Raw genomic sequence first — 26428 nt, 5'->3', positions numbered from 1 at the left:
GCCCCGTCCGGCCCGGTGAGGGATCCGGACGGGGCCCGCTCGCGTCCCTGAGGGTATGGACCTCGAGAAGCCGCCCCGCGGCGGGGACGAACGGCAGCCGGACCGCGGACGGGACGCCGAAGGGTGCCTCGCCGTGGCGATCCGCGTCCCGGTGCGGATCGTCGCCCTGGTCGTGGTCGTACCGGCGCGGCTGGTGTGGGACGCGCTCGTCGTCGCCGGGCGCTTCCTGCGGGACACGCTGCTGCGGCCCTGCGGACGCGCGCTGGCATGGCTCGGGCGGGCCCTGTTCGTGTGGCCGGCCGTCGGGGTGTGGCGGTACGTCGTCGTGCCGGTGGCCAAGGGCGTCGCCTGGCTCGGGAACGTCCTCCTCGTCGTACCGGCGGTGTGGCTGTACCGGTGGGTGCTGACGCCCGTCGGACACGCGCTCATGTGGGTGCTCGGGGGCGTGGGTGCCGCGCTCGCCGCCGTGGGGCGCGGCCTGTACGCCGCCGGTGCCTGGCTCGGCCGGTATCTCCTCGTCGTCCCCGCGACGTGGCTGTACACATGGGTCCTCACCCCTGTCGGGCACGCGCTCGCGTGGTGCGGCCGGGGGATCGCGTGGTGTCTGCGCACGGCCGCCGCCGCGGTCGGCGCCGTCCTGTACTGGACCGCCCGGATCCTGCTGGTGCTGCCCGCCCTCGCCCTGTGGCGGTGGGTGCTCGCCCCTCTCGGCCGGGGCCTCGCCGTCGTCGGACGGGAGATCCTGGACGCCCTCGGGCACGCCTGGCGGATCGCCGGCCACGTCTCGCGCGCCGTCGGCCGGTTCCTCGGCACCCTGTTCCGGTGGCTGGTCGGGGAGCCGGCGCGCTGGGTGTACCGGACCGTCCTGACACCGGCGGGGCATGCCGTACGGGACCTGGTCTGGCGGCCCGCCGCCCGGGCCTCGCGCGCGGTGGGGCAGGGGGTCCGCGAGGCGCTCGCCGCCGCGCGGCAGTCCGTGCGCCAGGCCCGCGCGGAGGTGCGCCGGGTGCTGTTCGGGAAGCCGCGGGAAGCACGGGCCGTGGACCGGCGGGAACCTGTGCCGGCGCCGGCGCGTACTCTAGAAAAGAAGACCGGACGCGAAGCGTCCCCGCCGACGCGGGGATGATCCGGGCCGTACGACGCCGGTGAGGTGTCGGCCCGGACGCTCCCGCCGATGGGGGAGCGGCGTCACGGTCCGTCCGCCCGTACACAAGGAGAAGTCCCCTGGGCAAGCGACAGCCCGAAGGCCCGCCGCCCGTACCCGCGGTGCAGCGCATCCGACTGCGTTACACCAAGCGCGGCCGCCTCCGGTTCACCAGCCACCGTGACTTCCAGCGCGCCTTCGAGCGTGCGCTGCGCCGTGCCGAGGTGCCCATGGCGTACTCGGCGGGGTTCACCCCGCACCCGAAGGTGTCGTACGCCAATGCCGCACCCACCGGCACGGGCAGCGAGGCGGAGTACCTGGAGATCGCGCTGACCGAGGCGCGCGACCCGGAGCGGCTCAGGCTGCTCCTCGACGAGTCGCTGCCCGCCGGGCTCGACATCGTCGACGCGGTCGAGGCCCGCACCTCCGGGCTCGCCGACCGGCTGACGGCTTCCGTGTGGGAGCTGCGCCTGGACGGGGTGGAGGCCGCGGACGCCGAGCGCGCCGTGGCGGCCTTCAACTCGGCCCCGGCCGTGGAGGTCCAGCGCCGCACCAAGAACGGCGTCCGCACCTTCGACGCCCGCTCCGCCGTCGTGAGCCTCGAGGCCGTGGCGACGGACGGTTCGCCGGCTGATAGGCCGACCGACCGGCCCTGTGCGATACTGCGCCTGGTTGTTCGGCACGTGACGCCTGCCGTACGACCCGACGACGTCCTGTCCGGTCTTCGCGCCGTGGCCGACCTGGCGCCGCCGGTCCCCGCAGCGGTGACCAGGCTGGCGCAGGGGCTGTTCGATGAAGAGACCGGTGCGGTGACCGACCCGCTCGCGCCCGACCGCGAGGCAGAAGCGCCCGCGCCGCAACCGGCCGCCGCTTCCGCCGCCGCGAAGGCGCCGGCGTAAGGAAGGTTCCGCGCAGGGACGAGCGTCGTAGCGCAGCCCTCGAACTCGGGAGCCACCTGGGTCGGGCGGCGCACCGACCACAAGACTTTCGCCAGGCCGTGCACGACAAGGGGTACGGAACCGGCGAGACAAGACACGGAGAGCTCCCGAGCGGCGCACGCGCCCCGGACGGCGGCGACCGCGCATCGCGCGAGCCGCGGACGTCACCGGCGGTCGACACGGTCGATGCCGGACCAGGCGCGGCGCCCGGGAGCCTGACGGGAGAAACCCCCGCATGCTCGAACCGACCGAACCCGCAGAGACCGCAGCTTCCGCCACGGGCTCCGAGTTGAACACCCCCAGCGACACCCTGCCGCCGCGCCGACGGCGCAGGGCCGCGTCCCGCCCGGCGGGTCCGCCGTCCGGTGCCTCCGAGACGAAGGCGGAGACCGTCGCGCCGGCCGGGGCACCCGCGGCCGAGGAGCCGGAGGAGGCCGCCGCCGAGACGGCCGCGACGCCCGAGCCGGCCGCCGGACCCGCGGCCCGGCCGCGGCGCCGCGCGGTGCGCCGCGCCTCCGCGCCCGTCGCGTCGCCCACCGCCGCCGACGCGGCCGAGACCGTCGTCCCCGTGACCCCGGCCGCCGGGACGCCCGCCGAGCCCGAGCCGGCCGTGAACACCGGCAGCACCGAGGACGCCGCTCCGCGCCGTACCCGCCGTCGCGCCACGCGTACGGTGACCGCGCCTGCCGCGCCCGCCGAGGTCGTGGAGGCCGCTCCGGCCGTCGCCGCGCCCGTCGAGGATGCCGAGGGCGCCGAGGAGGCCGCTCCGCGCCGTACCCGCCGTCGCGCCACGCGTACGGTGACCGCGCCCGCCGGTACGGAGGCGACCGGGACCGCCGCCGAGACGGACGAGAAGGCGGCCGGGACCGAGGCCGCTCCGGCCGTCGCCGCGCCCGTCGAGAGTACGGAGGACGCCGAGGAGGCCGCTCCGCGCCGTACCCGTCGTCGTGCGACGCGCCGCGTGTCCGCCCCGGCCGGCGCGCCCGCCGGCGAGGAGCGGGCCGGGACCGAGACCGAGACCGAGACCGCCGAGGCGACCACCGCTCCGGAAGCCGTCAAGGCCCCGGAGACCACCGGGGCACCCGAGGCCGTGCAGCCCGCCGCGCCCGTGGAGGAGGCCGCTCCGCGGCGTGCGACGCGTCGCCGTTCGGCCCGCAAGGCCGCCGGCGGCTTCGCCGAGCCGGCGCGGACCGCGTCCGCGGCCACCGACGGGGGCGACGCCCCGAAGCGTCCGGTGCGCCCCGCCGTCGCCGTCTTCCAGCCCCCGGTCTTCGCCGAGCCCAAGTTCCAGACGCCCGAGCGGGCCGCCGCCGAAGCGGCCGCCGAGGCCGCCGGGGCCGAGCCGGAGCAGGCGCCCCCGGCCGCCGCGACGACCGAGGACCTCCCGGAGGAGAGCACCGGTTCGCGCCGCCGGCGCCGCCGCCGGGCCGCCGGGCCCGAGGAGACCGCCGAGGAGCGCACGGTCACCGCGCCCCCGGCCGCCGCCGACGAGCCGGAGGCCGACACCGAGGACGACGAGTCCGGTGACGACGACCACGGCGACGACGCCGAGGGCTCCGAGGAGTACGGCTCGCGCCGTCGCCGTCGCCGGGGCGGCCGTCGCCGTCGCCGGGGCGACCTGGCCGAGGACTCCGAGGACTCCGCGGACGACGACACCGAGCACACCGCCGCCGTGCAGGCCGCCGAGGACGCCGAGGACACCGCCGAGCAGGCGGAGGAGGACGCCGAGGAGGGCGAGGACACCACCGGCGAGCACGCCGAGCACGGCGGCTCCAGCAGCAGCCGTCGCCGCCGTCGCCGTCGCCGCCGCGCCGGGGACGCCTCCGGCGAGGCCGAGCCGTCCGCCGACGACCCCGAGCGCACCGTCGTCAAGGTCCGCGAGCCGCGCCCGAAGGCCGAGCCGTCCGACGAGGTGCAGTCCATCAAGGGCTCCACCCGCCTGGAGGCCAAGAAGCAGCGCCGCCGCGAGGGCCGCGAGCAGGGCCGCCGGCGTGTGCCGATCATCACCGAGGCCGAGTTCCTGGCCCGCCGCGAGGCCGTCGAGCGCGTCATGGTCGTCCGCCAGCACGGCGAGCGCACCCAGATCGGCGTCCTGGAGGACGGGGTGCTCGTCGAGCACTACGTCAACAAGGAGCAGGCCACCTCGTACGTCGGCAACGTCTACCTCGGCAAGGTGCAGAACGTGCTGCCGTCGATGGAGGCCGCCTTCATCGACATCGGCAAGGGCCGCAACGCCGTCCTGTACGCCGGTGAGGTCAACTTCGAGTCGCTGGGCATGGGCCACGGCCCGCGCCGCATCGAGTCCGCCCTCAAGTCCGGCCAGTCCGTCCTCGTGCAGGTCACCAAGGACCCCATCGGCCACAAGGGCGCTCGCCTGACCAGCCAGGTCTCCCTGCCCGGCCGCTACCTGGTCTACGTGCCCGAGGGCTCGATGACCGGCATCAGCCGCAAGCTGCCCGACACCGAGCGCTCCCGGCTGAAGACCATCCTCAAGCGGATCGTCCCCGAGGACGCGGGCGTCATCGTGCGCACCGCCGCCGAGGGCGCCAGCGAGGACGAGCTGCGCCGCGACGTCGAGCGGCTCCAGGCGCAGTGGGAGGAGATCCAGAAGAAGGCCAAGAACGGCAACGCGCCGACGCTGCTGTACGGCGAGCCGGACATGACCGTCCGGGTCGTGCGCGACATCTTCAACGAGGACTTCTCCAAGGTCGTCGTCAGCGGTGACGACGCCTGGCAGACCATTCATGGCTACGTCTCCCACGTGGCGCCGGACCTCGCCGACCGGCTGTCCCGGTGGACCAGCGAGGTCGACGTCTTCGCCACGTACCGGATCGACGAGCAGCTCGCCAAGGCGCTGGACCGCAAGGTCTGGCTGCCCAGCGGCGGTTCGCTGGTGATCGACCGGACCGAGGCGATGGTCGTCGTCGACGTCAACACCGGCAAGTTCACCGGTCAGGGCGGCAACCTCGAGGAGACGGTCACCAGGAACAACCTGGAGGCGGCCGAGGAGATCGTGCGCCAGCTCAGGCTGCGCGACCTCGGCGGCATCATCGTCATCGACTTCATCGACATGGTGCTGGAGTCCAACCGGGACCTGGTGCTGCGGCGCCTGCTGGAGTGCCTGGGCCGGGACCGCACCAAGCACCAGGTCGCCGAGGTGACCTCGCTGGGCCTGGTCCAGATGACCCGCAAGCGGGTCGGCCAGGGCCTGCTGGAGTCGTTCTCGGAGACCTGCGTCCACTGCAACGGCCGTGGTGTCATCGTCCACCTCGACCAGCCGACGGCCCCCGCCGGCGGTGGCGGCGGCAAGCGCCGCAAGCGGGCGCGCGCCGGTGCCGGTGAGCACGAGCACGAGGCCGTGGCCGGCGCCGAGACCGCTGTGACGGCCGAGCAGGAGGCGGACGCCGAGTCCGAGTCCGAGGTCGCCGCCGAGGTCGCCGAGCCGGTCGCCCTGCCGGCGCCCGAGTTCGTCCCGGACGAGGAGCTGTACAGCAGCGCCGCCGAGGCCGAGGCCGCCGCCACGCGCGGCCGTGGCCGGCGCCGGTCGAGCCGGCGGACGTCCGCACCGGCGGGTGCCCCGAAGGCGGCGAAGGACGAGACCGTGCGCGGCGAGACCCCGGCGCCGGCCGAGGTCCCGACCGCGCAGGACGTCACCGCGGCGGAAGAGGCCGAGCGTCCCGTCGTACGGCAGCCGGCCGACGAGGTGCTGGCCGAGCCCGCCGCCGTCGAGGACGCGGTGTCCGGCGCCCCGGCCCCGGCCGCCGGGACCCCTGCCGTCGAGACCCCGGCCGCCGGGACCCCGGCCCCGGCCGTGGAGGAGGCCGCGCCCAAGGGCCGTACGCGTCGTCGGGCCACCCGGAAGGTGTCCGCGCCGGCCGGTTCCCCCGCGGGTGCCGAGGCCGCCGTCCTGACGGTGCCCGGGACCGCGCCCGCCGAGCCGGCGCCTGCCGAGGCACCGGTGGCAGAGAAGGCGGCGGAGGCCGCGCCGGCCGCCGAGAGCGCCGCTCCGGCCCGTCCGCGCCGTCGGGCCGTGCGCAAGCCCACCACCTCGACCGCGCCCGAGGAGGCGGCCGTCGTGGTCGTCCCGTCGGCCTCGGCCCAGGCGGCCCCGGCCCAGCCGGAGCCGGAGGCCGGGGCACCGGCCGCGGAAGCCGGACAGGACGCCGACGAGGCCGCCCCGGCCAAGAAGACGGCGGCCCGCAAGACGGCCAAGAAGGCCACGGCGAAGAAGACGGCGGCGACGAAGACGACCGCGGCCAAGAAGACCGCGGCGAAGAAGACGACGACCGCGAAGGCGACGACCGCCAAGAAGGCCACGGCGAAGAAGGCGGCGACGAAGACGACGACCGCCAAGAAGGCCACGGCCAAGAAGACGGCGTCGAAGAAGACCGCGGCGGCGGAGCAGCAGGCGCCGTCCTCGGTCTCGGCCGCCACCGACGAGGGCTGATCCGGTCCCTGTCACGCCACGTGTGGCCCTGCCCGTCCGGGGCAGGGCCACACGCCTGTTCCCGGGCTCCGCACGCCCGCCACGCCGGTCCCGGGCCGTCGCGGCGGCCCCGCGGAGCGGTGTCGCGCCGGTGGCCGGGGGCCCGGTTTGACCCCTGTCGCGTGGCCCCGTAACCTTGACCGTCGGCGTGTCGACTGACACGCCACATCCCCGTAAACCTCTTCCTTCCGGGTGCGGCCGTCACCGGCCACGACCGGGAGAGGCCGTTCGCGCCTGCCGTCGGGCGGCTGGACTGCGGGGGTGCCGTTCATGAGCGAGAGAGTGAGATCCGCGTGTACGCCATCGTGCGCAGCGGTGGCCGCCAGCACAAGGTTGCTGTCGGCGACATCGTTGAGGTTGACAAGATTTCCACCGCCAAGGTCGGCGACACGGTCGAGCTCTCGACCCTGCTCGTGGTCGACGGCGACGCTGTGACCAGCGACCCCTGGGTCCTGGCCGGCATCAAGGTCCAGGCCGAGGTCGTGGACCACCACAAGGGCCAGAAGATCGACATTCTGCGCTACAAGAACAAGACCGGCTACCGCCGTCGTCAGGGCCACCGCCAGCAGTACACGGCGATCAAGGTCACTGAGATCCCCGCGGCTGCGAAGTAAGGGACTGAGGAGAGATGGCACACAAGAAGGGCGCATCGTCCACCCGTAACGGTCGTGACTCCAACGCTCAGCGCCTCGGCGTGAAGCGCTTCGGTGGTCAGGCCGTCAACGCGGGCGAGATCCTGGTCCGCCAGCGCGGCACCCACTTCCACCCGGGTGCGGGCGTCGGCCGCGGCGGCGACGACACGCTGTTCGCGCTGCAGGCCGGTGCGGTGCAGTTCGGCACCCACCGTGGCCGCAAGGTCGTGAACATCGTTCCGGTCGCCTGATCGGAAACTTTCGCGAGGCGGACCTCACTTCCCGGACGGGAAGCGGGTCCGCCTTTCGCGTGTTACCCAAGAGACAACCCCGTAGTAACTGGAGGCACATTCCATGACCACCTTCGTGGACCGCGTCGAGCTGCACGTCGCCGCGGGTAACGGAGGCCACGGCTGTGCCTCCGTCCACCGTGAGAAGTTCAAGCCGCTCGGCGGCCCGGACGGCGGCAACGGCGGCCGTGGCGGCGACGTGATCCTCGTCGTCGACCAGTCGGTGACCACGCTCCTCGACTACCACCACTCCCCGCACCGCAAGGCCACCAACGGCAAGCCCGGCGAGGGCGGCCACCGCTCCGGCAAGGACGGCCAGGACCTGGTCCTGCCCGTGCCCGACGGCACCGTGGTCCTCGACAAGGCGGGCAACGTGCTGGCCGACCTGGTCGGCCACGGCACCTCCTACGTCGCCGCCCAGGGCGGCCGGGGCGGCCTCGGCAACGCGGCCCTCGCCTCCGCCCGCCGCAAGGCCCCGGGCTTCGCGCTGCTCGGTGAGCCGGGCGACCTCGGCGACATCGTCCTGGAGCTGAAGACCGTCGCCGATGTGGCGCTGGTCGGCTACCCGAGCGCCGGCAAGTCCTCGCTGATCTCCGTGCTGAGCGCGGCCAAGCCGAAGATCGCCGACTACCCCTTCACGACGCTGGTGCCGAACCTCGGCGTGGTGACGGCCGGCTCGACCGTCTACACCATCGCCGACGTCCCCGGTCTCATCCCGGGCGCCAGCCAGGGCAAGGGCCTCGGCCTGGAGTTCCTGCGGCACGTGGAGCGGTGCAGCGTGCTGGTGCACGTCCTGGACACGGCGACGCTGGAGTCCGACCGCGACCCGCTCTCCGACCTGGACATCATCGAGGCCGAGCTGCGCGAGTACGGCGGCCTGGACGACCGGCCCCGGATCGTCGTCCTCAACAAGATCGACGTGCCCGACGGCAAGGACCTCGCCGAGATGGTCCGCCCGGACCTGGAGGCGCGCGGCTACCGCGTCTTCGAGGTGTCGGCCGTGGCCCACACCGGGCTGCGGGAGCTGTCCTTCGCGCTGGCCGAGCTGGTGGCGGCGTCGCGTGCCGCCCGGCCGAAGGAGGAGGCCACCCGGATCGTCATCCGGCCCAAGGCCGTGGACGACACGGGCTTCACCGTCACCCGCGAGGAGGACGGCCTGTTCCGCGTGCGCGGCGAGAAGCCCGAACGCTGGGTGCGCCAGACCGACTTCAACAACGACGAGGCCGTCGGTTACCTCGCCGACCGCCTCAACCGCCTCGGCGTCGAGGAGCAGTTGCTCAAGGCCGGCGCCCGCGGCGGCGACGGCGTCGCCATCGGTCCCGAGGACAACGCGGTCGTCTTCGACTGGGAGCCGTCGGTGACGGCCGGCGCCGAGATGCTCGGCCGCCGCGGCGAGGACCACCGCTTCGAGGCACCCCGCCCGGCCGCCCAGCGCCGCCGCGACCGGGACGCCGAACGCGACGAAGCGGAGCGGGAGTTCGACGGCTTCGACCCGTTCTGAGCGGTGTGCGGCGCAGCCCGCGTTCTCGCACGGTGAGGGAACCGTCACCCCTGGTTTCTGTCTCCTATATCACAGGTTTGACGGTTGTTAGGGTGGAGCGCGAAGGCGGACGGCAGATGAACACGTTGCATACTTGGCCTGTCTGTAGTCCGCCCGAGTCGTCATCAAGGGGAGCGTGCCGGTCTCGAGGCCGTTCCCGTCGGAGGAGCTCCCGCAGTGCGAAATCCTGAAGCACCCCGGTTGGTCGGTGTCTACCGTCGCGTAGTCCCGGTGGGTGCGCGACGAGTGATCGCCGAGCATGTGGACAGCGGCTTCCGACAGCAGGTCAAGGAAGGCATCGCCGCCGCAGCGGCGGCGCGGGCCCAGATCAAGCGGGTGCGGGTCGCCCGCAGCCACCGGGAACTGCTGGCCCGCCACGACCGGCGGGTCGTCAGCGTGGGCAAGTCCCCGCGCATCGCCCACGTGATGCCGGGGATCACTCCGCTGGAGGCGCGGCGGGCCAACCTCGACGACGTGACCGCGGCGCTGCGGGACGCCGGCGTCGACTACTTCTGCGTGCGTTCCGGCTCGGACACCGCCGCGGCGGTGGCGGTCCGCGAGGACGACCGGGAACGCGTGATCGGCGCACTGCGACAGGCGTGCCGGGCCAGGCCCGGGTACGTGGCGCACATACGCACGGGCGAGCCTCTCGACGAGGCCGCCCTGCCCGCCTACGGAGCCGGCCCGTGGAAGCGGGTGTCCGGCTCCGCGGTCATCCGCTGTACCTGGTACCGCACCGACGAGACCGGCCGCCTGGTGTTCGGCCTGCGGTACGGCTGCGACGTAGAGTTCTGGAAGCAGGAGGGCGCCGAGCTGCTCTCCCCCCGGCGCAACCCGGTCGCCGAGGCCGTCCCGGCCGACGAGGAACCGACGGAGGCGGACGAGTCCCTCTTCACCGATCTGGCCCCGCTGCCGGCGCCGGAGAGTCCCGAGGACCCGGACGACCAGGACGGCTCCGAGCCCGCCGCCGCCCCGGTGCGCGTGCGGACCCGCCCCGCGTTCGCCGCCGGAAGGGTCGGGCGCCGCACTTTCCCGATCGACGTGGTGTACACCTGGGTCGACGGCTCCGACCCCGACTGGGTGCGTTCACGGGCGGAGTTCTCCGACCGGCCGTACCACGAGGAAGCGGCCAACGCGGCGCGGTACCTGAGCAGGGACGAACTGCGCTACTCCCTGCGCTCCCTGAACCTGTACGCGCCGTGGGTCCGCAACATCTACCTGGTGACCGCCGACCAGACTCCCGAGTGGCTGAACACGGACCACCCGCGGCTGAAGGTCGTCAGCCACAAGGAGATATTCAGCGACCCCGCGTTCCTGCCGACCTTCAACTCGCATGCGATAGAGAGCCAGCTGCACCACATCGACGGCCTCTCGGAGCACTTCCTCTACTTCAACGACGACGTGATGCTCGGCCGGGAGGTGCTGCCCCAGCACTTCTTCCTGCCCAACGGCCTCGGCCAGTTCTACCTCTCTCCCGCGCTCATCCCGTTCGGCGACCCGAGCGACGACGACCCGCCGGTCGCGGCCGCCGGGAAGAACAACCGCCGGCTGATCGCCGAGCGCTTCGGCGGCACCATCTTCCAGAAGATGAAGCACGTGCCGCACGCCCTGCACCGCAGTGTGCTGAACGCGATCGAGACCGAGTTCGCCGACGAGCACCGGCGTACCGCGGCAAGCCGCTTCCGTAGCGTCGGTGACATCTCGGTCACCTCGTCACTGCACCACTACTACGCGTTCCACACCGGCCGTTCCTTCCCCGGCGAGGGGCTTGTCTACCGCTACCTCGACGTCGGCAGGCCCGGCGCCGAGCGGATGCTGGGCAGGCTGCTCGCCGAGCGTGAGGCTCATGTCTTCTGCCTGAACGACACGACGTCCACGGCGGCCGAACTCGCCCAGCAGCAGAACGTGATGACCCGCTTCCTGGACGAGTACTTCCCCTTTCCGAGCCCCTACGAGCGCGGTGCAGACAACCGATGAGACAACTTCCCACCCCCCACCAGGTCATGCGCAAGGGCTACGCCGTGGTGCGTTCGGCACGGTCGCGACTGGACAGCCTGGTCCTCGTCCCGCCGAGCCCCGACGACTGGCCGCGCGTCACCGCGGAACACCTGTCCGTGCTGGACGGCAGAACACTCAACATCTGTGTCGCCGTGCCCGACGACGTCACCGCCGCGTCCGCGTCGCTGGTCCTGGGCCAGGGCTCCTCGCCGGTCGTCGTCCCGCTGTCCCTGGCACAGCGCAGCGACGGGCGCGTCGAGGCACAGGGCACCACCGTCATCGACCTGCTGGAGGGTGACACCTCCGCCGGCCCGCCGATGCCCGGAGGAATCCGCAGGTATCTGCTGGAGGCCGGCCAGTGGCGGATGTCCGTGGTCTTCACCGACATCCGGGGCCGCGAGAGCCGTTACGCGCTGGCCGTGGCCCCGAAGCTGATGCCCGACGGTCCCACGCTCCCCGAATCCCTGCGGGACGACGGCACCTACTGCCGCGTCATCGCGTCGAGCACCGGCCGTGCGTACGTCTCCCTGGGGAGGGACGGCGCCGACGCCGAGGTCGTGTCCGTCCACGTCGGCTGGACGGAGATCACGCTGCGCGGCCGGCTCGTCAACGCGCCCGCGGAGGCGTGCAACGGGAACGTGGAACTGATCCGCAGGAACGGCAAGGTCAGCCGGACCGTGCCCGCCGTGTGGGAGGGGAACGCCTTCACCTGCGGCGTGCAGATCGCCGACTTCGGCGCGCTGAGCACCAAGGAGCAGATCTGGGACGTGCGCCTGCAGAGGCCGCGCGGCAGGTCGCTGAAGCTGTCCAGGCGGCGGACCGACGTGCGCAGCCCCGGAGACGTCTTCCGGATGCCGCACCGGCTGCTGACCTCGGACGACGGCACGGCCCTGCGGATCAACCCCTACTACACGCCCATCGGCAGCCTGGCGTTCCGTGCTGCGCTTATCCCTTCTGGAAGTTGATAACAGATGAAGATCACCTTTCTCCTCACCTGGGGTGACGAGATGGGCGGCACGGAGCAGGCCGTCTACACCCAGGCGACCCATCTGGCTCCCCGGCACGACGTCGAGGTGCTCAGCGTCTTCAAGACGCGTGCGGAGCCGTTCTTCTCCGTCGACGAGCGGGTGCCGGTGCGGTACCTGGTGGACCGCACCGGCAAGACCGAGCGTCCGGTGCGGGAGAGCAGCCTCACCGCCGAGGAGTGCCGGCACCTCGCCGGACTGCCGAGCGAGCTGATCAGCCCGGTGTGGGAGGCCACCTTCGACGCGCTCTCCGACGCCGAGATGCAGCGCGCGCTGCGCACTCTCGACACCGACGTGCTCATCACCACCTCGCCCGCGCTGATGTCGGCCGCCGCCGACCTGGTGCCCTCCCGGGTGATCACCATCCAGCAGGAGCACCGGCCGTCGCAGCTGCGCGGCGGCACGGGCGAACCGCTGCTGCTGCGGGCACCCGCCATCGACGCGGTGGTCGTGCTCACCGAGCGGACCAAGCAGTGGATGGAGGAGTCCCTCGGCAAGGCCGCCCCGCGCCTCGCCGCCATTCCGAACGCGATCCCCGAGGGCTTCCGTCCGCGGTCCAGCCTGACCGGCAAGACGATCGTGATGCCGCGCCGGCTCGTGCCCGACAAGCAGGTCGACCACGCCATCCACGCGTTCGCCAAGGCACTGCCCGACCACCCCGGGTGGCGGCTGCGCATCTTCGGCGACGGCCCGCAGATGTCCCGCCTGCGCAATCTCATCCAGGGCCTGGGCCTGCACGACTCCGTGGAGCTGCTCGGCCCGAGCCAGCACATGACCGAGGAGTGGGCCAGGGCCAGCCTGACCATTCTCCCGTCGCAGGACGGCGAGGCCTTCCCGCTGGTGCTGCTGGAGGCGTTCGCGGCCGGTGTCCCGGCGGTGGCGTACGACATCGTCACCGGTCCCGCGGAGATCATCCGGCACGGCGTGGACGGGCTGCTCGTGCCGCCCAACGACATCGACTCCCTGGCCGAGGCGATCTCGCGCCTCATGGGCGACGAGGAGCTGCTGCGCTCCTTCGGCGAGAAGGCCTACGAGGGGTCGGCGCGGTTCGCCGCCGAGGCGATCGTCAAGCAGTGGGAGGAGCTGTTCACCGAGCTGGTCTCCCGGCGGGACGACCCGCGGCGGATGGCCGAGCGTGCCGACCGCATCGCCTACCGGGTGGCCCACGGCGGGGCGGGCCGTTTCCACGCCGCCGTCGCCGCGGACCGCACGGCCCCCTCCTCGGGCGACCAGCGTGCCCGGGAAGTGGTCATCGGCGCGTCCGACCGCTCCCTGGTCCGGGCCGCCGGCCGGCTCTCCGAGGTCCGTGACGACCTGCAGGGCTCGGAGATCATCCAGCGGAACTTCGAGACGGTCGTCACCGCACTCGAGGCGCACGGCATCCCGTACGTGCTGTTGCGCGACCGCGACGACAACCCCCGGCAGCGGCTGGCCGTCGACGCGGCGGACTCGGCGCGGGTCCGCAAGGCACTCGCCGACCAGTACGAGGGCAAGGCGGTCTACGCGGAGCTCCTCAAGCCCCGTACACACGCTCCGGGTGTGCTGCTCGCCGAGCGGCTCGAAGCGGCGGGTGAGGTGGCCGGCCTGCGGGTCTTCCGTCCCGTGGTGAGCTCCAGCCGCACCCTGCGCTTCGGCCCCGCGTACGGCTGCGACATCGAGTTCTGGCGTCAGGTGCCGGAAGAGGAGGGCGGGGACGGCCAGTTCGTCGCGCCGCTCAGGCCGAGCGCCGTCGGCCCCAAGCTGCCGTCGCTGACCGCCGACGCCCGGATACGCGTCCGGGACCGCGAGTACCCCACGCTCGAACCGCTGACCAAGAGGCTGGTCAGCGACATCACCTTCCCCGTGGACGCCGTCTACACCTGGGTCGACGACTCCGACCCGCGCTGGCAGGAACGCCGGGCCGCGCGCCGCGCCGGGCTCGGGCTGGCACCGGAGGCCTCCGGCGACGAGGCCGCCCGGTTCCGCAACCGCGACGAGCTGCGCTACTCCCTGCGCTCGCTCGCGATGTTCGCTCCCTGGGTGCGCAAGGTCTACCTCGTCACCGACGACCAGACCCCCGAGTGGCTCGACACCGAGCACCCGGACATCCAGGTCGTCTCGCACCGGGAGATCTTCTCCGACCCCGACTGCCTGCCCACGTTCAACTCCCACGCCATCGAGAGCCAGCTCCACCACATCGAGGGCCTGTCCGAGCAGTTCCTCTACCTGAACGACGACGTGTTCATCGGCCGGCCCCTCGGCCCGCAGCGGTTCTTCCTGCCGAACGGGACGAGCCGGTTCTTCTGGTCGCCGACGACGGTGCCGATCGGTGAGCCGACCGAGGAGGACGAGGGCTACTTCGCCGCGGCCAAGAACAACCGGGCCCTGTTGGAGGAGAAGTTCGGGGTGACGGTGGCGAACAGCTTCGTGCACGCGCCGCATCCGCTGCGCAAGAGCGTGCTGGAGAGCATCGAGGCGGACTTCCCCGAGAGCGTGGCCCGCACGGCCGCCAACCCGCTGCGCGGCTGGCAGGACATCTCCATGGTGTCCTCGCTCCACCACCACTACGGCTACCTCACCGGAGCCGCGGTGCCGAGCAGCATCCGCTGCGCGTACATCGACGTGGGCAGCTACAGCCGCCACCCGGAGCTGACGCGGCTGCTGGCGATCCGCGGCCACGACGTGTTCTGCCTCGGCGAGTCCCGTGACGCGGAGGTGCCGGAGCAGGAGCAGGCCCGCATCGTCGACGCGTTCCTGCGGGCCTACTTCCCGGTGAAGAGCCCCTACGAGCGCTGACGCGGCGCACCGCTCGCGGCGGCCACGGCGACGGAGAAAGGGGGCTGCCGACACGGACCGTGTCGGCAGCCCCCCTTTCTCACAGGTGGGTCTTCCCCCTACATCAGTAGAGGTCCCGGTAGGTGTTCCAGCCGGTGCCCAGCTTCACCCGGGCCTTGAACCGCCCGTCGGTGTAGGAGGTGTAGCGGAACAGCTCGCCCGCGGAGTTCGCCGCGAGCAGGTCGGCGCGGCCGTCACCGTCGATGTCGCCGGGCGAGGCCAGCTTGTTGTACTGCTGCCAGCCGGGTCCCAGGGCGACCTTGCCGGCGAACGGCGAGGTGCTGACGCCGGTCCCGCGGTAGAGGTACAGCTGGCCGTCCGGGGTCCGCGCGACGATGTCGGTACGGCCGTCCGCGGTGAAGTCACCGGCGCCCACCAGCTTGTTGTAGGCGTTCCAGCCCCCGCCCACCTTGAGCGGTGCGGACAGGGAGGCGCCGTCGCCCTTGCCGCGGAAGAGGAACAGGTTGCCGGACGTGTCCCGGGCGAGCAGGTCGCCCTTGCCGTCGTCGTTGAGGTCGCCCGGGCCGAGGAAGAGGTCGTACGCGCCCCAGCCGGTGGCCAGGGAGCCGTCGGCCGTACTGGCGTAGTTGTAGAGCACGCCGTCGTACAGCTCCAGAAGGTCCGCGTGCCCGTCGTTGTCGAGCGAGGACGCGTACCCGATGCGGGCGCCGTCCCAGCCGCCCGGGTCGCTGGCCTGGATGCGCGAGGTCAGCTGGCCGTTGTTCTGCACGCCGTACCAGTACAGCGTGCCGTTCGTGTCCAGACCGAGCAGCGAGGCCTTGCCGAAGTGCGGGTAGGCCCCGCTGCCGGCGAAGAGCTCGACGGCCTCGAAACCGGTGCCGGTCTGCTGCTTGGTCTCGAAGTTGCCGGTGCCGTCGGCCTGGTAGTAGTACAGGTCGCCGGAGACGGTGCGGCCCAGCAGGTCGCCGAGTCCGTCGCCGTTCCAGTCGTCGGCGGCGATGATCTGGTTGTAGCCGGTCCAGCCCTGGCCGATGTGGTCGCGGGTGGCGAGCGGGGCGTCGGCGTTGCCCGTGCCGGCGTAGAAGTACAGGTCACCGAGCGGGGTGCGGCCGACGACGTCACCGAGTCCGTCGCCGTTCATGTCCCCCATGCCGACCAGCTGGTCGAACATGTTCCACCCGCTGCCGACCTCGACCCGTCCGAGGAACGGGGAGTCGGCGTTGCCCGTGCCCGCGTACAGGTACAGGGTTCCGGCGTAGGTCCGCGCGAGCAGGTCGGGCCTGCCGTCCCCGGTCACGTCCCCGGGCGTGACGACCTTGCTGTAGATCTGCCAGCCCGTGCCGCTCCAGGTGGCGTAGCCCGTGCTGTCCGCGCCCCAGCTCTGGAACAGGGAGAGGGTGCCCGTCGACGACAGCGTGAGGACCTCCGGTCCTCCGGTGCCGTCGAGGTCGCCGGGCGTGAGGATGTCCTTCTGCTTCTCCTCGTAGTCGCCCGTGTCGATGGTGTACGGGGTGAACTCGCCCGTCGTGCTGTGCCAGACGTAGGTGGCGCCGTCCTGCAGCCGCACCAGCGTGTCGGAGAAGCCGTCGGCGTCCACGTCGAAGCGGGGCGCGGGGGCCGCGGCGGCGAGCGCCCGCGGTGCCTGCTTCGCCTTCGGCGTGGCACGGTCCAGCCGTGGCAGTTCGGACTTGGGAACCGTCACGTCGACGGCCGGCGACGGCTTGTCGGCGGCGGCGGCCGGCGTGCTCAGCAGCATGCCCGCGGCCACCGCGAGAGCGGTGCAGCCGAGCAGACGGGAACGCCGCGTTCTCTTGACGGTACGTGAAATGGACAAAGGCCCCCCACAGGTGAAGTCGAAGAATCGGCGCGGTGAAGGAAATGCGACCGTCGCCGATGATCACCGGATTGTATGTGACACCTGTGACAGTTGAGGCCTGGATTTCGCACACCAGTCGGACACGGTCGCGCGTCGGCCGGTTCCGGAGGTCCGCCGGCGTCAGACCTCCCCTCCCGCGGCGGCCTGGGCGGGAGTCGGCACCGGGCGGCGCTCGTCGAACGGCACGAAGGGCAGCGGCGTCCGCTCCCCGAGGAAGACGCGCCGTACGACGCGCTCGGCCGCGCGCCCGTCGTCGAACGCGCAGAAGCGCCGGCGGAAGGCGTCCCGGCGCCCGGCCGTCTCCGCGCTGTCGTAGGCGCCCGAGGCGAGCAGCGTCAGCAGTTCCTCCTGTGTGGTGGCCACCGCTCCGGGCGGCTCCTCGGTCAGGTCGAAGTAGGTGCCGCGGACGGCGGAGTAGACCTCCCGGTCGGGGACGTAGCTGATGACCGGACGGTCCAGCACGGCGTAGTCGAACATCGCGGAGGAGTAGTCCGTGACGAGCGCGTCCGCGGCGAGGTACAGCTCCTCGACCCGGGGATGCGCGGTCACGTCGACGATCCGGCCCGTACGGCGGAGCCCGTCGACGTGCGGGGAACCGCCGTAGAAGTAGTGGCCGCGCACCAGCAGGGCCGTGCCGGGGCCGAGTTCCCGGGCGAACCGGGCCAGGTCCACGGGAGGCCGGAAGTCCGGCTGGTACTCACGGTGGGTCGGCATGTACAGGAACGCCTTCGTGCCGTCGGCCAGGCCCAGAGCCGTACGCGCCCGGCGCACGTCCTCGGCACCGGCGCGGGCGAGGACGTCGTTGCGCGGGTAGCCGGTCTCCAGCGTCGTGTAGAAGCACGGATAGGCCCGCTCCCACACCAGGGTCGAGTGCCGGTTGGAACTGATGCTGTAGTCCCAGCGGTCGCAGCGCCTGAGGAGCCGGGCGAAGTCCATGTGCGTGGACGCCGGGTACTTCCGCTGGTCCAGGCCCATGGTCTTCAGCGGAGTCCCGTGATGGGTCTGCACGTGGATCTGGCCCTTCCGCTTCACCACGGCGTCCGCGAAGTTCACGTTGTTCACCAGGTACCTGGCGCGTGCCACGACGGCCCAGTACTCCCGCGAACCGGCACGCACGTGGTCCACGCCCGCGGGCACCTCGGACACCGCGTCGGGACGGATCACCCACACACGGCGGATGTGCGGCGCGAGACGGGCCAGTTCGGCGTCGACGGCCGCGGGATTGCAGGACACGCCGCGGTTCCAGTACGCCGAGAAAACGGCCAGATTCTCGTCCAGCGGCATGCTCAGCCGGGCACGGTAGAACAAGCCCATCGCCTCCCGCCTGGACCGGTTCACGGCCGACCGGGCGTGTTTTCCGACCTGCTCTCCCGCTTTCGCCGCATGCCCGGCGCCCACCATCGCCGTGTACGCCCCGCGCTCCAGCATCAGGTACTTGCGGCCATGGTTTCCGGGCGGACGGGAGAAGCCCCTCGGCAGCCGGGCACGGTAGTCGGCCGCCGCCCGCCGGAAGAACTCCGCACGCGCATTCCGCGGCAGCCGGTCGGGGTGCTCCAGCACGATCAGATAATGGTCGATCATCTTCCGGAACAACGGCGCACGCCACTGGCCGAGTTCCTGGTGCGCGTCGAGAAAGGCGAACACGCGCCGGTACTGGTCGAAGATGTCGAAGTGCTTGCGGCTGACCGTCCTGAGGATGTTGCCGCCCTCCCGGCGCTGCCGGTAGTGGACGCAGACACGGTCCAGCAGGGCGATCCGCTCGGCGGTGATCAGGGAGCAGAACGTCCAGGGGGCGTCCTCGTAGTACCCCGGCGGGAAGACGAGCCCGGCCGCGGCGACGAACCCACGCCGGTAGGCCTTGTTCCAGACGATCTGCAGCAGGTCGAGCAGGTGCGGGTGCTCGGCCAGGGAGAAGACGTCCGAGCCGTCGTACGCGAGCAGGTCCGCCCGCTGGTTGCGCCTGACACCGCCGTCCCAGTAGGTGCGGGCGTAGTCGTAGACGAGGATGTCGGGGCCGCCGGTGGCGTCGATCCGGGCGGCCATCGCCGCCAGCGCACCGCCGGTCAGGGTGTCGTCACTGTCCAGGAACAGCACGTAGTCGCCCTGCGCCCTTTCCAGTCCGGCGTTGCGCGCGTTCCCCAGCCCCGCGTTCACCGCGAGGTGAATCACGCGCACGCGCGCATCACGGCCCGCGTATTCGTCGAGAATCGCTCCGGAGGCGTCCGGTGAGCAGTCGTCGACCGCGATGATCTCGAAATCCGCGTAGTCCTGTCCGAGTACGGAGTCCAGACACTCGGACAGGTAGCACTGCACTTTGTACACGGGCACGATGACGGAGAAAGTGGGCATTCTCTGCTACCTGTTCCGGGGGAGCCGGCCGTGGGCCTGCGGGCGCGGCAGCCGGACGGTCTGTGTCCTGCCGCCGAGAGCAATGTTCATGATGTCGGTTTCCCGGCCCGTATGTCCGGATTGCTTTTCGCGGACTTTCCCCGTACGCGATAGACGGAACCGCGATACGCGGAACACAGGGCAGCGCGGAGCACAGGGCGCGGAAGGCTTCTCACGCGTGCCGCCGGGGACGGCGGCCCGGCGGCCGGGTGCCCTGTCCGCAGCCTGGACGCGCTCCGCGGCGAACGGCGGCGTTCACGTAGATTGCCTGACGAGCGCAGACACCGGCGCGCGTCGACGCGAGAGGGCAGGCGGCACAGTGGCAGGGGCAAGGCAAGCCGTGGGCGAGGCCCGCAGGATCGTCGTCAAGGTCGGTTCCTCGTCGCTGACCACCGCGGCGGGCGGCCTGGACGCCGACCGCGTCGACGCGCTGGTCGACGTCCTCGCCAAGGCACGGGGCACCGACAAGGAGATCGTCCTCGTCTCCTCCGGCGCCATCGCCGCCGGCCTCGCCCCCCTCGGCCTGCGCCGCCGTCCGAGGGACCTGGCCCGGCAGCAGGCCGCCGCCAGCGTCGGCCAGGGCCTGCTGGTCGCCCGCTACACCGCCTCCTTCGCCCGCTACGGCGTCCGCGTCGGCCAGGTGCTGCTGACGTCCGACGACATGAGCCGCCGCTCCCAGCACCGCAACGCCTCCCGCACCCTCGACAAGCTCCTCGCGATGGGCGCCTTCCCCGTCGTCAACGAGAACGACACCGTCGCCACCGACGAGATCCGCTTCGGCGACAACGACCGGCTCGCCGCCCTCGTCGCCCACCTGGTCCGCGCCGACCTGCTGGTGCTGCTGTCCGACGTCGACGGCGTCTACGACGGCGACCCGAGCAGGCCCGGCACCTCGCGGATAGCCGAGGTGCGCGGCCCCGCCGACCTCGCGCACGTCGAGATCGGCAGCGCCGGCAAGGCAGGCGTCGGCACCGGCGGCATGGTCACCAAGGTCGAGGCGGCCCGGATCGCCGCAGCCGCCGGCATCCCCGTGGTGCTGACCAGCGCGGTCCACGCCGCCGACGCCCTGGCCGGCAAGGACACCGGCACCTACTTCCACGCCACCGGCAAGCGCTCCACCGACCGCCTGCTGTGGCTGCAGCACGCCTCCGCCCCGCGCGGCGCGCTCGTCCTCGACGACGGGGCGGTGCGCGCGGTCGTCGAGGGCCGCAAGTCACTGCTGCCGGCCGGGATCGCGGGCGTCGAGGGCGACTTCGCCGCGGGCGACCCCGTGGAGCTGAGGGACGGCGCGGGGCACGCGGTGGCCCGGGGCCTCGTCGGCTTCGACGCCAAGGAGATCCCCCGGCTGATCGGCCGCTCCACCCGGGAGCTGGCCCGCGAACTCGGTCCGGCGTACGAACGCGAGATCGTACACAGGGACGATCTGGTGATCCTGCACCCGTAATGGGCCGAAACGTCCTCGAATCGGCGGTGGACGTTCCGCAAAACCGCCACGGGATCTCCCGCGGCCTGCTCAACTTTCCTTCAGGGACGAGCCCGGCCGACCACCGGGCCCAGCCGTGTGCGAAGGAGGCCGTCGTGAGCGGAGTGCGCCCTGGGACGCCGGCGTCCCGCGGTGGTACCGGCTCCCCCCGGGGCGGTACCGGACCGCGCGCCGCCCGGAGCGGCGGGGCGGCCCGCGCCGGCGGCGAGGAACGCGCCCTGACGAGCGTCGCGGCCGGCGACCGGTTCCACGGCGAGGAACCGGCGCACACCCCGCGCCTGTGGCACGTCACCCTCAGCGTCTCCGGCGCCCGCGCCCCCCTCCCCGAGGTGCGCCGCGCCCTTGAGCAGCTCGCCCACGACCACCCCTTCCTGCTGACCAGCCGGTACGCCGACGACCACGCCGAGATCCGGTACTGGGAGGAGGCCCGCGACCTGCACGACGCCGCCGCCGTCGCCCTGCGCCTGTGGGGCGAGCACCGGCAGACCGCGGGACTGCCGCCCTGGGAGATCGTCGGCCTGGAGGTCATCGACCGGGCGACCTACCACCAGCGCATCGCCGCGGGCTACGGCCCGGCGCCTGCCACTCCGGTAGGGGTGCATCCGTTCTGAGGCCACCGCGAACCGCGACCGTCGATTGCGCAACCCCCACGGCGAGCAACCAGGTCCGCGAGAGCGGCGCCGGCTCGGGCGCAAAAGCGAGTCTCGCGCTGTGGGACGCCCCGGGAGCAGCCCCGTCCCGCCCACTACGCTTCCCCCATGACCACGCTCTCGCCCTACGACTCGATGTCCCCGGTCACCCGGGCCGCCTACCGGGCCAAGGCCGCCGCGGCCGACCTCGCGCCGCTGCCGCGGGCCACGAAGGACGACGCGCTGCTCGCCGTCGCCGACGCGCTGGAGGCTCGCACGAGCGAGATCGTCGAGGCCAACGCCCAGGACGTGGCCAAGGCCCGCGCCACGGGGACCTCCGAGGCCATGATCGACCGGCTGACCCTGACCCCGGAACGCATCCGCGCCATCGCCTCCGACGTGCGTGACGTCGTCGCGCTGCCCGACCCGGTCGGCGAGGTCGTGCGCGGCTCCACCCTCCCCAACGGCATCGACCTGCGCCAGGTCCGCGTCCCCCTCGGTGTGGTCGGCATCATCTATGAGGGCCGTCCCAACGTCACCGTCGACGCCGCCGCCCTGTGCCTGAAGTCCGGAAACGCCGTCCTGCTGCGCGGCTCCTCCTCCGCCTACCGGTCGAACACCGCCCTCGTCCAGGTGATCCGCGACGCCATCAGCGGGGCGTCGCACAGCGACTCCGGCAAGGGTGGCGGTGGGCGACGGGCGGGCAGAGGCGTACTGCCCGCCGACGCCGTCCAGCTCGTGCCCGGCGAGAGCCGCGACAGCGTGCGTGAGCTGATGCGCGCCCGCGGCCTGGTCGACGTGCTCATCCCGCGCGGCGGCGCCTCCCTGATCAACACGGTCGTCCAGGAGTCCACCGTCCCCGTCATCGAGACCGGCACCGGCAACTGCCACGTCTACGTCGACGCGCAGGCCGACCTCGACACGGCCGTCGACATCCTCGTCAACTCCAAGGCCCAGCGCGTCGGCGTCTGCAACGCCGCCGAGACCCTCCTGGTCCACCAGGACATCGCCGCCGAGTTCCTGCCCCGCGCCCTGGACGCCCTCGCCGAGGCCGGCGTCACCGTCCACGCCGACGAGCGCGTCATGGCCTACGCCGAGGACTCGAAGGTGAACGCCGTCGAGGCCACCCCGGAGGACTGGGAGACGGAGTACCTGTCGTACGACATCGCCGCCGCGGTCGTCGACTCCCTCGACAAGGCCGTCGAGCACATCCGGCTGTGGACCTCCGGCCACACCGAGGCCATCGTGACGACCTCGCAGCAGGCCGCCCGCCGTTTCACCCAGCTGGTCGACTCCACCACCGTCGCCGTGAACGCCTCCACCCGCTTCACCGACGGCGGCCAGTTCGGCTTCGGCGCCGAGATCGGCATCTCCACCCAGAAGCTGCACGCCCGGGGCCCGATGGGCCTGCCGGAGCTGACCAGCACCAAGTACATCGTCACCGGCGACGGGCACGTACGACGCTGAGAAGCCCCCCGGGGCGCGGGTGACCGGCACGCGCCCCGCCGGGCGCCACTGATCCGAACAGGGCATCTCACCCACCGGATGAATTTCCCCGCGGTCTGCCCAAATCGACCCCCCAGGTCTACTCTGGTCCCGTGCCGGAGGACGTGGGGGGTAGGCCGTTCCCTGACGGCTGGGAGCCCGACGACGATCACGACCGCGGGGTGTCGGACGAAGAGTTCGCCTCCGTGGTCCTCGACGAGGCCTTCGTACGGGCGGCCGCGGTGCACGAGCCGACCGCCGTCGAACGCCTCCTGGCCGCCGCCCAGGCCAGGGCCGAGGCCACCGAGGCCGAGGCGGCCCGCCGAGGCCGCTCCCGTGCCGAGCGCTACGACGACGGGTACGGCGATTTCGGCCATGATCCCGACCTCGACGACCCGGACGACGACCGGGACCTCCTCGACCGCCCCTACGGCGCACCGCCGGCCCACGGCAGGCAGGTCCGCTGGCACCGGCCGGTCGCCTGGATGCTCGCCCTGGTGATGGGCGTCGGCATGGTCGCGCTGGCCTTCGCGGCGGTCTACCGGGGCGCCTCCTCGGGGTCCGGCCCGCAGCAGGTGCCGCCGCCCGCCTCCATCGGCCCCGAGCCGGGAGGCGGGGCGGCCCCCTCGGCCTCCGCCGACTACTCCCAGCCACCCGTCCCGGTGATCCCGCGCAGCCCCTGACCTGCCGCTCCGGCCCGCCGAAGCTGTCCCGACCTGGCCTGTGCGACGGCGTTTACGAGACCCCTGCCGGACCTACCCTGAAGGTATGGCAGGGCGTGGCGACCCGCCCGGAGGGACGCCCGACGGCGTTCCCGGAGGCGGAGAGGACGAGTACCGATCCGTCGTCTTCGACGAGTCGTTCGTGCGCGCTGCCCGCCTCCAGGAGCTCTCCGCCCAGGAGCGCATGGCCGACCACGCGCCCGCCGTGCGGCGCCGCACGCCGCTGCGCCGCCGGGGCCTGTCCGGGCAGGTGCTGCTCCTCTTCGTGCTGATCACCCTCGCCTTCGGCACCGCGGTCTACATGGGCGTACGGCACCCGTACCAGAGCCCCGCCGCCCGGCAGCAGACCGAGCAGGCGCGGCTGACCGTCGTCCCGCTGGCCCCGCGCGGCGAGGTCCCCGGCGCCGACGACGCGGCGTACCTGTACGCGCGCAGCCCCGCCGCGCACTACGCGACCGGGGCGAAGGGCGTCCCGCTGCCGGGCGCGCGGAGCACCGCGCACTTCTCGGACGACCAGGTGACGAGCGCGCTGACCACCGCCAGGGACTACATCGTCCGCTCGGCCCTCGACCCGGCGGTCGTCAGCGGCGGCGAGGTCCGCTCGGTACGGGTGCTGCTCGACGCGGACCAGCTCGACCAGTTCGACGCGAGCTTCGCCCGTCCCGCCGCCGACGGACGGCACACGCCCACCGGGTGGCTGGTGCGCTTCGACCCCTCACGGGCCGCGCTGACCGGCGACGGGATCAGGGTGCGGGGCAGCCTGACGGTGGCGGAGAGCGACGCGTCCACCCTCGAGGTCACCGCCGACCACACCATGGTCTATCCGCTGCGGCCCGCCGGTGACCGGCAGGCCGAGGTGTCGCTGTTCACCGTCCGGCGCGAACTGCGCTTCCGCTTCGACCGGGACGACCTGCGCCTGCACCAGACCCAGCTCGTCGCCTCCTCGGTGCAGGCCGGTCCGCTGTCCTGCCCCGAGGACTCGGCGAACCACCTGCGCCCGCTGCTCGCCGGCCAGACCGCCGAGGCGGGCGGCCCCGCGGGCACCGACCCGTACCGCACCGGCGGCGCCCCGGCCCTGTGCGGCACCCTCGCGACGAGCGCCCAGCCGGCGGTGTGAGCCGCGCGGCGGGGCACCCGCTCGCGGAGGTCCCGGGCACGCCCGGGCGCCCGCACGGCCTCGCGGTCTCAGGCGCCGTCGCGCGGCGGACGGTCCTCCGGCGTCCCCGGACCGCCCGGCTCCCCGGAGCCGCCGGCGTCCTTCGGCGGCCGCGGCGAGGACGACGTGAAACCGCCGAAACCGCGCCGCATCCGGTCGCCGAGGTCCCCGGCGCCGCCGGCGATGTCGTTGACCAGCTTCATCAGCGGGTCCTTGGAGCCGCGCACGTGCGAGGCGTAACTGGACGCCGACTCGCGGAAGGAGTCCCGCACCGAGGTGTCCTTGTCCTCCTCGCGCCGCGGGTAGTGGCCGTCCATGATCCGCTGGTGATCGCGGGAGGCGGCCCACTTCTTCAGCTCGGCGGCCCGGACGGTGGTGAAGGGGTGGGAGCGCGGCAGCACGTTGAGGATCTTCAGCACCGAGTCGCGCAGGTCGCCGCCCGCCTCGTACTCCTCGGCCTGCTCCAGGAACGCGTCCACGTTCATCTCGTGCAGGTGGTTGCCGCCGGCGATCTTCATCAGGCCCCGCATGGACGCCTGCAGGTCCTGGCCGACCAGCAGCCCCGCGCGGTCGGCGGACAGCTCCGACTTGCGGAACCACTCGCGCAGCGCGGTCACGATCGCCATGATCGCCACGTTGCCCAGCGGGATCCAGGCGACCCGGACGGCCAGTGACGTCAGGAAGAGCAGGACCGTCCGGTAGACCGCGTGCCCGGACAGCGCGTGCCCGACCTCGTGCCCGACGACCGCCCGCATCTCCTCCTCGTCCAGCAGCTCGACCAGCCCCGTGGTGACGACGATGATCGGCTCGTCCAGGCCGATGCACATCGCGTTCGGCGTCGGGTCCTGGTTGACGTACATCGGCGGGACCTTCTCCAGGTCCAGGATGTAGCAGGCGTCGCGCAGCATGTCGTTCAGATGGGCGAACTGCCGGTCCGAGACGCGCACCGAGTCGGACAGGAACAGCAGCCGCAGGCTCCGCTCGGGCAGCAGACCGCTCAGGGCCTTGAACACCGTGTCGAAGCCGCTCAGCTTCCGCAGCGCCACCAGGGCACTGCGGTCGGCCGGATGCTCGTACGCACGTGAGGAGATCCCCGGGAAGCGCCTGCGCTGCCTGCCCGGCACCTTCCCGTGCCCGTTGTGCTGGTGGCCGTCGGACATGTCTTCCCCCATGTGCGTATGTGTGGCCTGTGTACGGGAAACGCCCTGTGCGAACCCTTGTGCGGGCCTTGTTTCCCTTGTGCTCCTTGCGGCCCTTTGCGGTCCTTCGGGACCCCCGGAGCCGGGCCCAGCCTAGGCGGAGATACCGTGGACGGGCAGTACAGCGAAGGAGTCACCGTCATGGAGCACACCCCCCGCACCGCCTGGCTCGCCGAGGCGGCGACAGCGGCAGAGCAGCAAGGGGCGGGCAATCTGCTCCGGGTCATCCTGATCGTGATGGTGCTGGGCTGTGTGCTGACCGCGTGGTTCCTGCTGCGGGGGTACAAGCGGAAGGACGACTGAGGCGAACGGAAGGTTCCCCGGCCCGGCCGCCGGGGAGGGACGGGGTCCGGGAGCGGCCCCAACGGCGGAGTCGGCGTGATCGCCCGCGGAGCGCCCGCATACGATGAGCCGACGTCCTTATCCCGCCCACACCTGATAGGTCTCGCCGAAGATGAGCTTCCACAGCACTGCTGCCCAGCTGGTCACTCTCGCCGCCGAGGGCGAGCACGGCGGCAACCACGAGAGCCTCAACCCCCTTCTCACCGGAGGCGCCGCGCTGTTCATCCTGCTGCTCCTGCTGTGGATCACCACCCGCTTCAACCGCGACCGCTGAGCCCGTAGGGGATCTGGGGCCGGGGCCGTGATGCCGGGCCGGTAGG

The 26428-nt window shown here is 72.6% G+C and carries 19 protein-coding genes; 16 read left to right on the top strand and 3 right to left on the bottom strand.

Annotated features, from left to right (window positions below):
* The first annotated feature begins 55 nt into the window (after window positions 1-55).
* The 9 genes from ACFYOJ_RS12560 to ACFYOJ_RS12520 all read left to right on the top strand — a co-directional run bounded on the left by ACFYOJ_RS12560 (window position 56) and on the right by ACFYOJ_RS12520 (window position 14828).
* On the top strand, window positions 56-1126 hold the full coding sequence (locus tag ACFYOJ_RS12560) for a hypothetical protein (protein ID WP_356558075.1): 1071 nt from the start codon (window positions 56-58) through the stop codon (window positions 1124-1126).
* A 140-nt stretch (window positions 1127-1266) separates the two neighbouring features.
* The gene (locus tag ACFYOJ_RS12555; RefSeq protein ID WP_356558074.1) at window positions 1267-2043 is read left to right on the top strand and encodes a TIGR03936 family radical SAM-associated protein; all 777 of its coding nucleotides are present in this window, start codon (window positions 1267-1269) and stop codon (window positions 2041-2043) included.
* A 274-nt stretch (window positions 2044-2317) separates the two neighbouring features.
* Window positions 2318-6529, top strand: a complete 4212-nt coding sequence (locus ACFYOJ_RS12550; protein WP_356558073.1) for an Rne/Rng family ribonuclease — start codon at window positions 2318-2320, stop codon at window positions 6527-6529.
* 332 nt (window positions 6530-6861) lie between these two features.
* Complete coding sequence (gene rplU, locus ACFYOJ_RS12545; protein ID WP_004931419.1) at window positions 6862-7182, top strand: 50S ribosomal protein L21; 321 nt, start codon at window positions 6862-6864, stop codon at window positions 7180-7182.
* 14 nt (window positions 7183-7196) lie between these two features.
* Complete coding sequence (gene rpmA, locus ACFYOJ_RS12540) at window positions 7197-7451, top strand: 50S ribosomal protein L27 (protein WP_003976205.1); 255 nt, start codon at window positions 7197-7199, stop codon at window positions 7449-7451.
* A 103-nt stretch (window positions 7452-7554) separates the two neighbouring features.
* Window positions 7555-8991: a GTPase ObgE gene (gene obgE / locus ACFYOJ_RS12535; RefSeq protein ID WP_356558072.1), complete on the top strand. Its 1437-nt coding sequence runs from the start codon at window positions 7555-7557 to the stop codon at window positions 8989-8991.
* 216 nt (window positions 8992-9207) lie between these two features.
* Window positions 9208-11007 (top strand): stealth conserved region 3 domain-containing protein, encoded by a 1800-nt coding sequence (locus tag ACFYOJ_RS12530; protein WP_356558071.1) that lies wholly within the window; start codon window positions 9208-9210, stop codon window positions 11005-11007.
* The gene (locus tag ACFYOJ_RS12525; RefSeq protein ID WP_356558070.1) at window positions 11004-11993 is read left to right on the top strand and encodes a hypothetical protein; all 990 of its coding nucleotides are present in this window, start codon (window positions 11004-11006) and stop codon (window positions 11991-11993) included. Before ACFYOJ_RS12530 ends, ACFYOJ_RS12525 begins: the two co-directional genes overlap by 4 nt.
* A gap of 6 nt (window positions 11994-11999) precedes the next feature.
* On the top strand, window positions 12000-14828 hold the full coding sequence (locus tag ACFYOJ_RS12520) for a stealth conserved region 3 domain-containing protein (RefSeq protein ID WP_356558069.1): 2829 nt from the start codon (window positions 12000-12002) through the stop codon (window positions 14826-14828).
* A gap of 103 nt (window positions 14829-14931) precedes the next feature.
* Here ACFYOJ_RS12520 and ACFYOJ_RS12515 read toward each other — a convergent pair whose 3' ends face one another.
* A complete protein-coding gene (locus ACFYOJ_RS12515) occupies window positions 14932-16584 on the bottom strand; it encodes a VCBS repeat-containing protein (RefSeq protein WP_356558087.1) in 1653 nt (550 codons plus the stop codon).
* A 240-nt stretch (window positions 16585-16824) separates the two neighbouring features.
* Window positions 16825-19053: a bifunctional glycosyltransferase family 2 protein/CDP-glycerol:glycerophosphate glycerophosphotransferase gene (locus ACFYOJ_RS12510; protein ID WP_356558068.1), complete on the bottom strand. Its 2229-nt coding sequence runs from the start codon at window positions 19051-19053 to the stop codon at window positions 16825-16827.
* A gap of 358 nt (window positions 19054-19411) precedes the next feature.
* Here ACFYOJ_RS12510 and proB point away from each other — a divergent pair, with 358 nt between their 5' ends.
* The 5 genes from proB (at window position 19412) to ACFYOJ_RS12485 (ending at window position 24528) form a co-directional block, all read left to right on the top strand.
* Window positions 19412-20536 carry a glutamate 5-kinase gene (gene proB, locus ACFYOJ_RS12505; RefSeq protein ID WP_356558067.1) on the top strand — a complete coding sequence of 375 codons (1125 nt, stop codon included), beginning with the start codon at window positions 19412-19414 and terminating at the stop codon, window positions 20534-20536.
* 134 nt (window positions 20537-20670) lie between these two features.
* Window positions 20671-21186, top strand: a complete 516-nt coding sequence (locus tag ACFYOJ_RS12500; protein ID WP_356558066.1) for a hypothetical protein — start codon at window positions 20671-20673, stop codon at window positions 21184-21186.
* Between the two features lie 147 nt (window positions 21187-21333).
* Window positions 21334-22671, top strand: a complete 1338-nt coding sequence (locus ACFYOJ_RS12495) for a glutamate-5-semialdehyde dehydrogenase (protein ID WP_356558065.1) — start codon at window positions 21334-21336, stop codon at window positions 22669-22671.
* A gap of 131 nt (window positions 22672-22802) precedes the next feature.
* On the top strand, window positions 22803-23372 hold the full coding sequence (locus ACFYOJ_RS12490; protein WP_356558064.1) for a hypothetical protein: 570 nt from the start codon (window positions 22803-22805) through the stop codon (window positions 23370-23372).
* A gap of 85 nt (window positions 23373-23457) precedes the next feature.
* On the top strand, window positions 23458-24528 hold the full coding sequence (locus ACFYOJ_RS12485) for a hypothetical protein (RefSeq protein WP_356558063.1): 1071 nt from the start codon (window positions 23458-23460) through the stop codon (window positions 24526-24528).
* A 68-nt stretch (window positions 24529-24596) separates the two neighbouring features.
* Here ACFYOJ_RS12485 and ACFYOJ_RS12480 read toward each other — a convergent pair whose 3' ends face one another.
* Window positions 24597-25727, bottom strand: coding sequence for a M48 family metallopeptidase (locus tag ACFYOJ_RS12480; RefSeq protein ID WP_356558086.1), 1131 nt, complete (start codon window positions 25725-25727; stop codon window positions 24597-24599).
* 180 nt (window positions 25728-25907) lie between these two features.
* Here ACFYOJ_RS12480 and ACFYOJ_RS12475 point away from each other — a divergent pair, with 180 nt between their 5' ends.
* Together ACFYOJ_RS12475 and ACFYOJ_RS12470 are read left to right on the top strand one after the other, a co-directional pair.
* The gene (locus ACFYOJ_RS12475; RefSeq protein ID WP_356558062.1) at window positions 25908-26069 is read left to right on the top strand and encodes a hypothetical protein; all 162 of its coding nucleotides are present in this window, start codon (window positions 25908-25910) and stop codon (window positions 26067-26069) included.
* Between the two features lie 151 nt (window positions 26070-26220).
* Window positions 26221-26382: a hypothetical protein gene (locus ACFYOJ_RS12470; protein WP_356558061.1), complete on the top strand. Its 162-nt coding sequence runs from the start codon at window positions 26221-26223 to the stop codon at window positions 26380-26382.
* The last annotated feature ends 46 nt before the right edge of the window (window positions 26383-26428 follow it).

It is taken from the genome of Streptomyces sp. NPDC006384, from assembly GCF_042870695.1.
In the GTDB taxonomy this organism is placed as follows: domain Bacteria; phylum Actinomycetota; class Actinomycetes; order Streptomycetales; family Streptomycetaceae; genus Streptomyces.
This window is presented reverse-complemented; position numbering and strand designations above follow the sequence as displayed.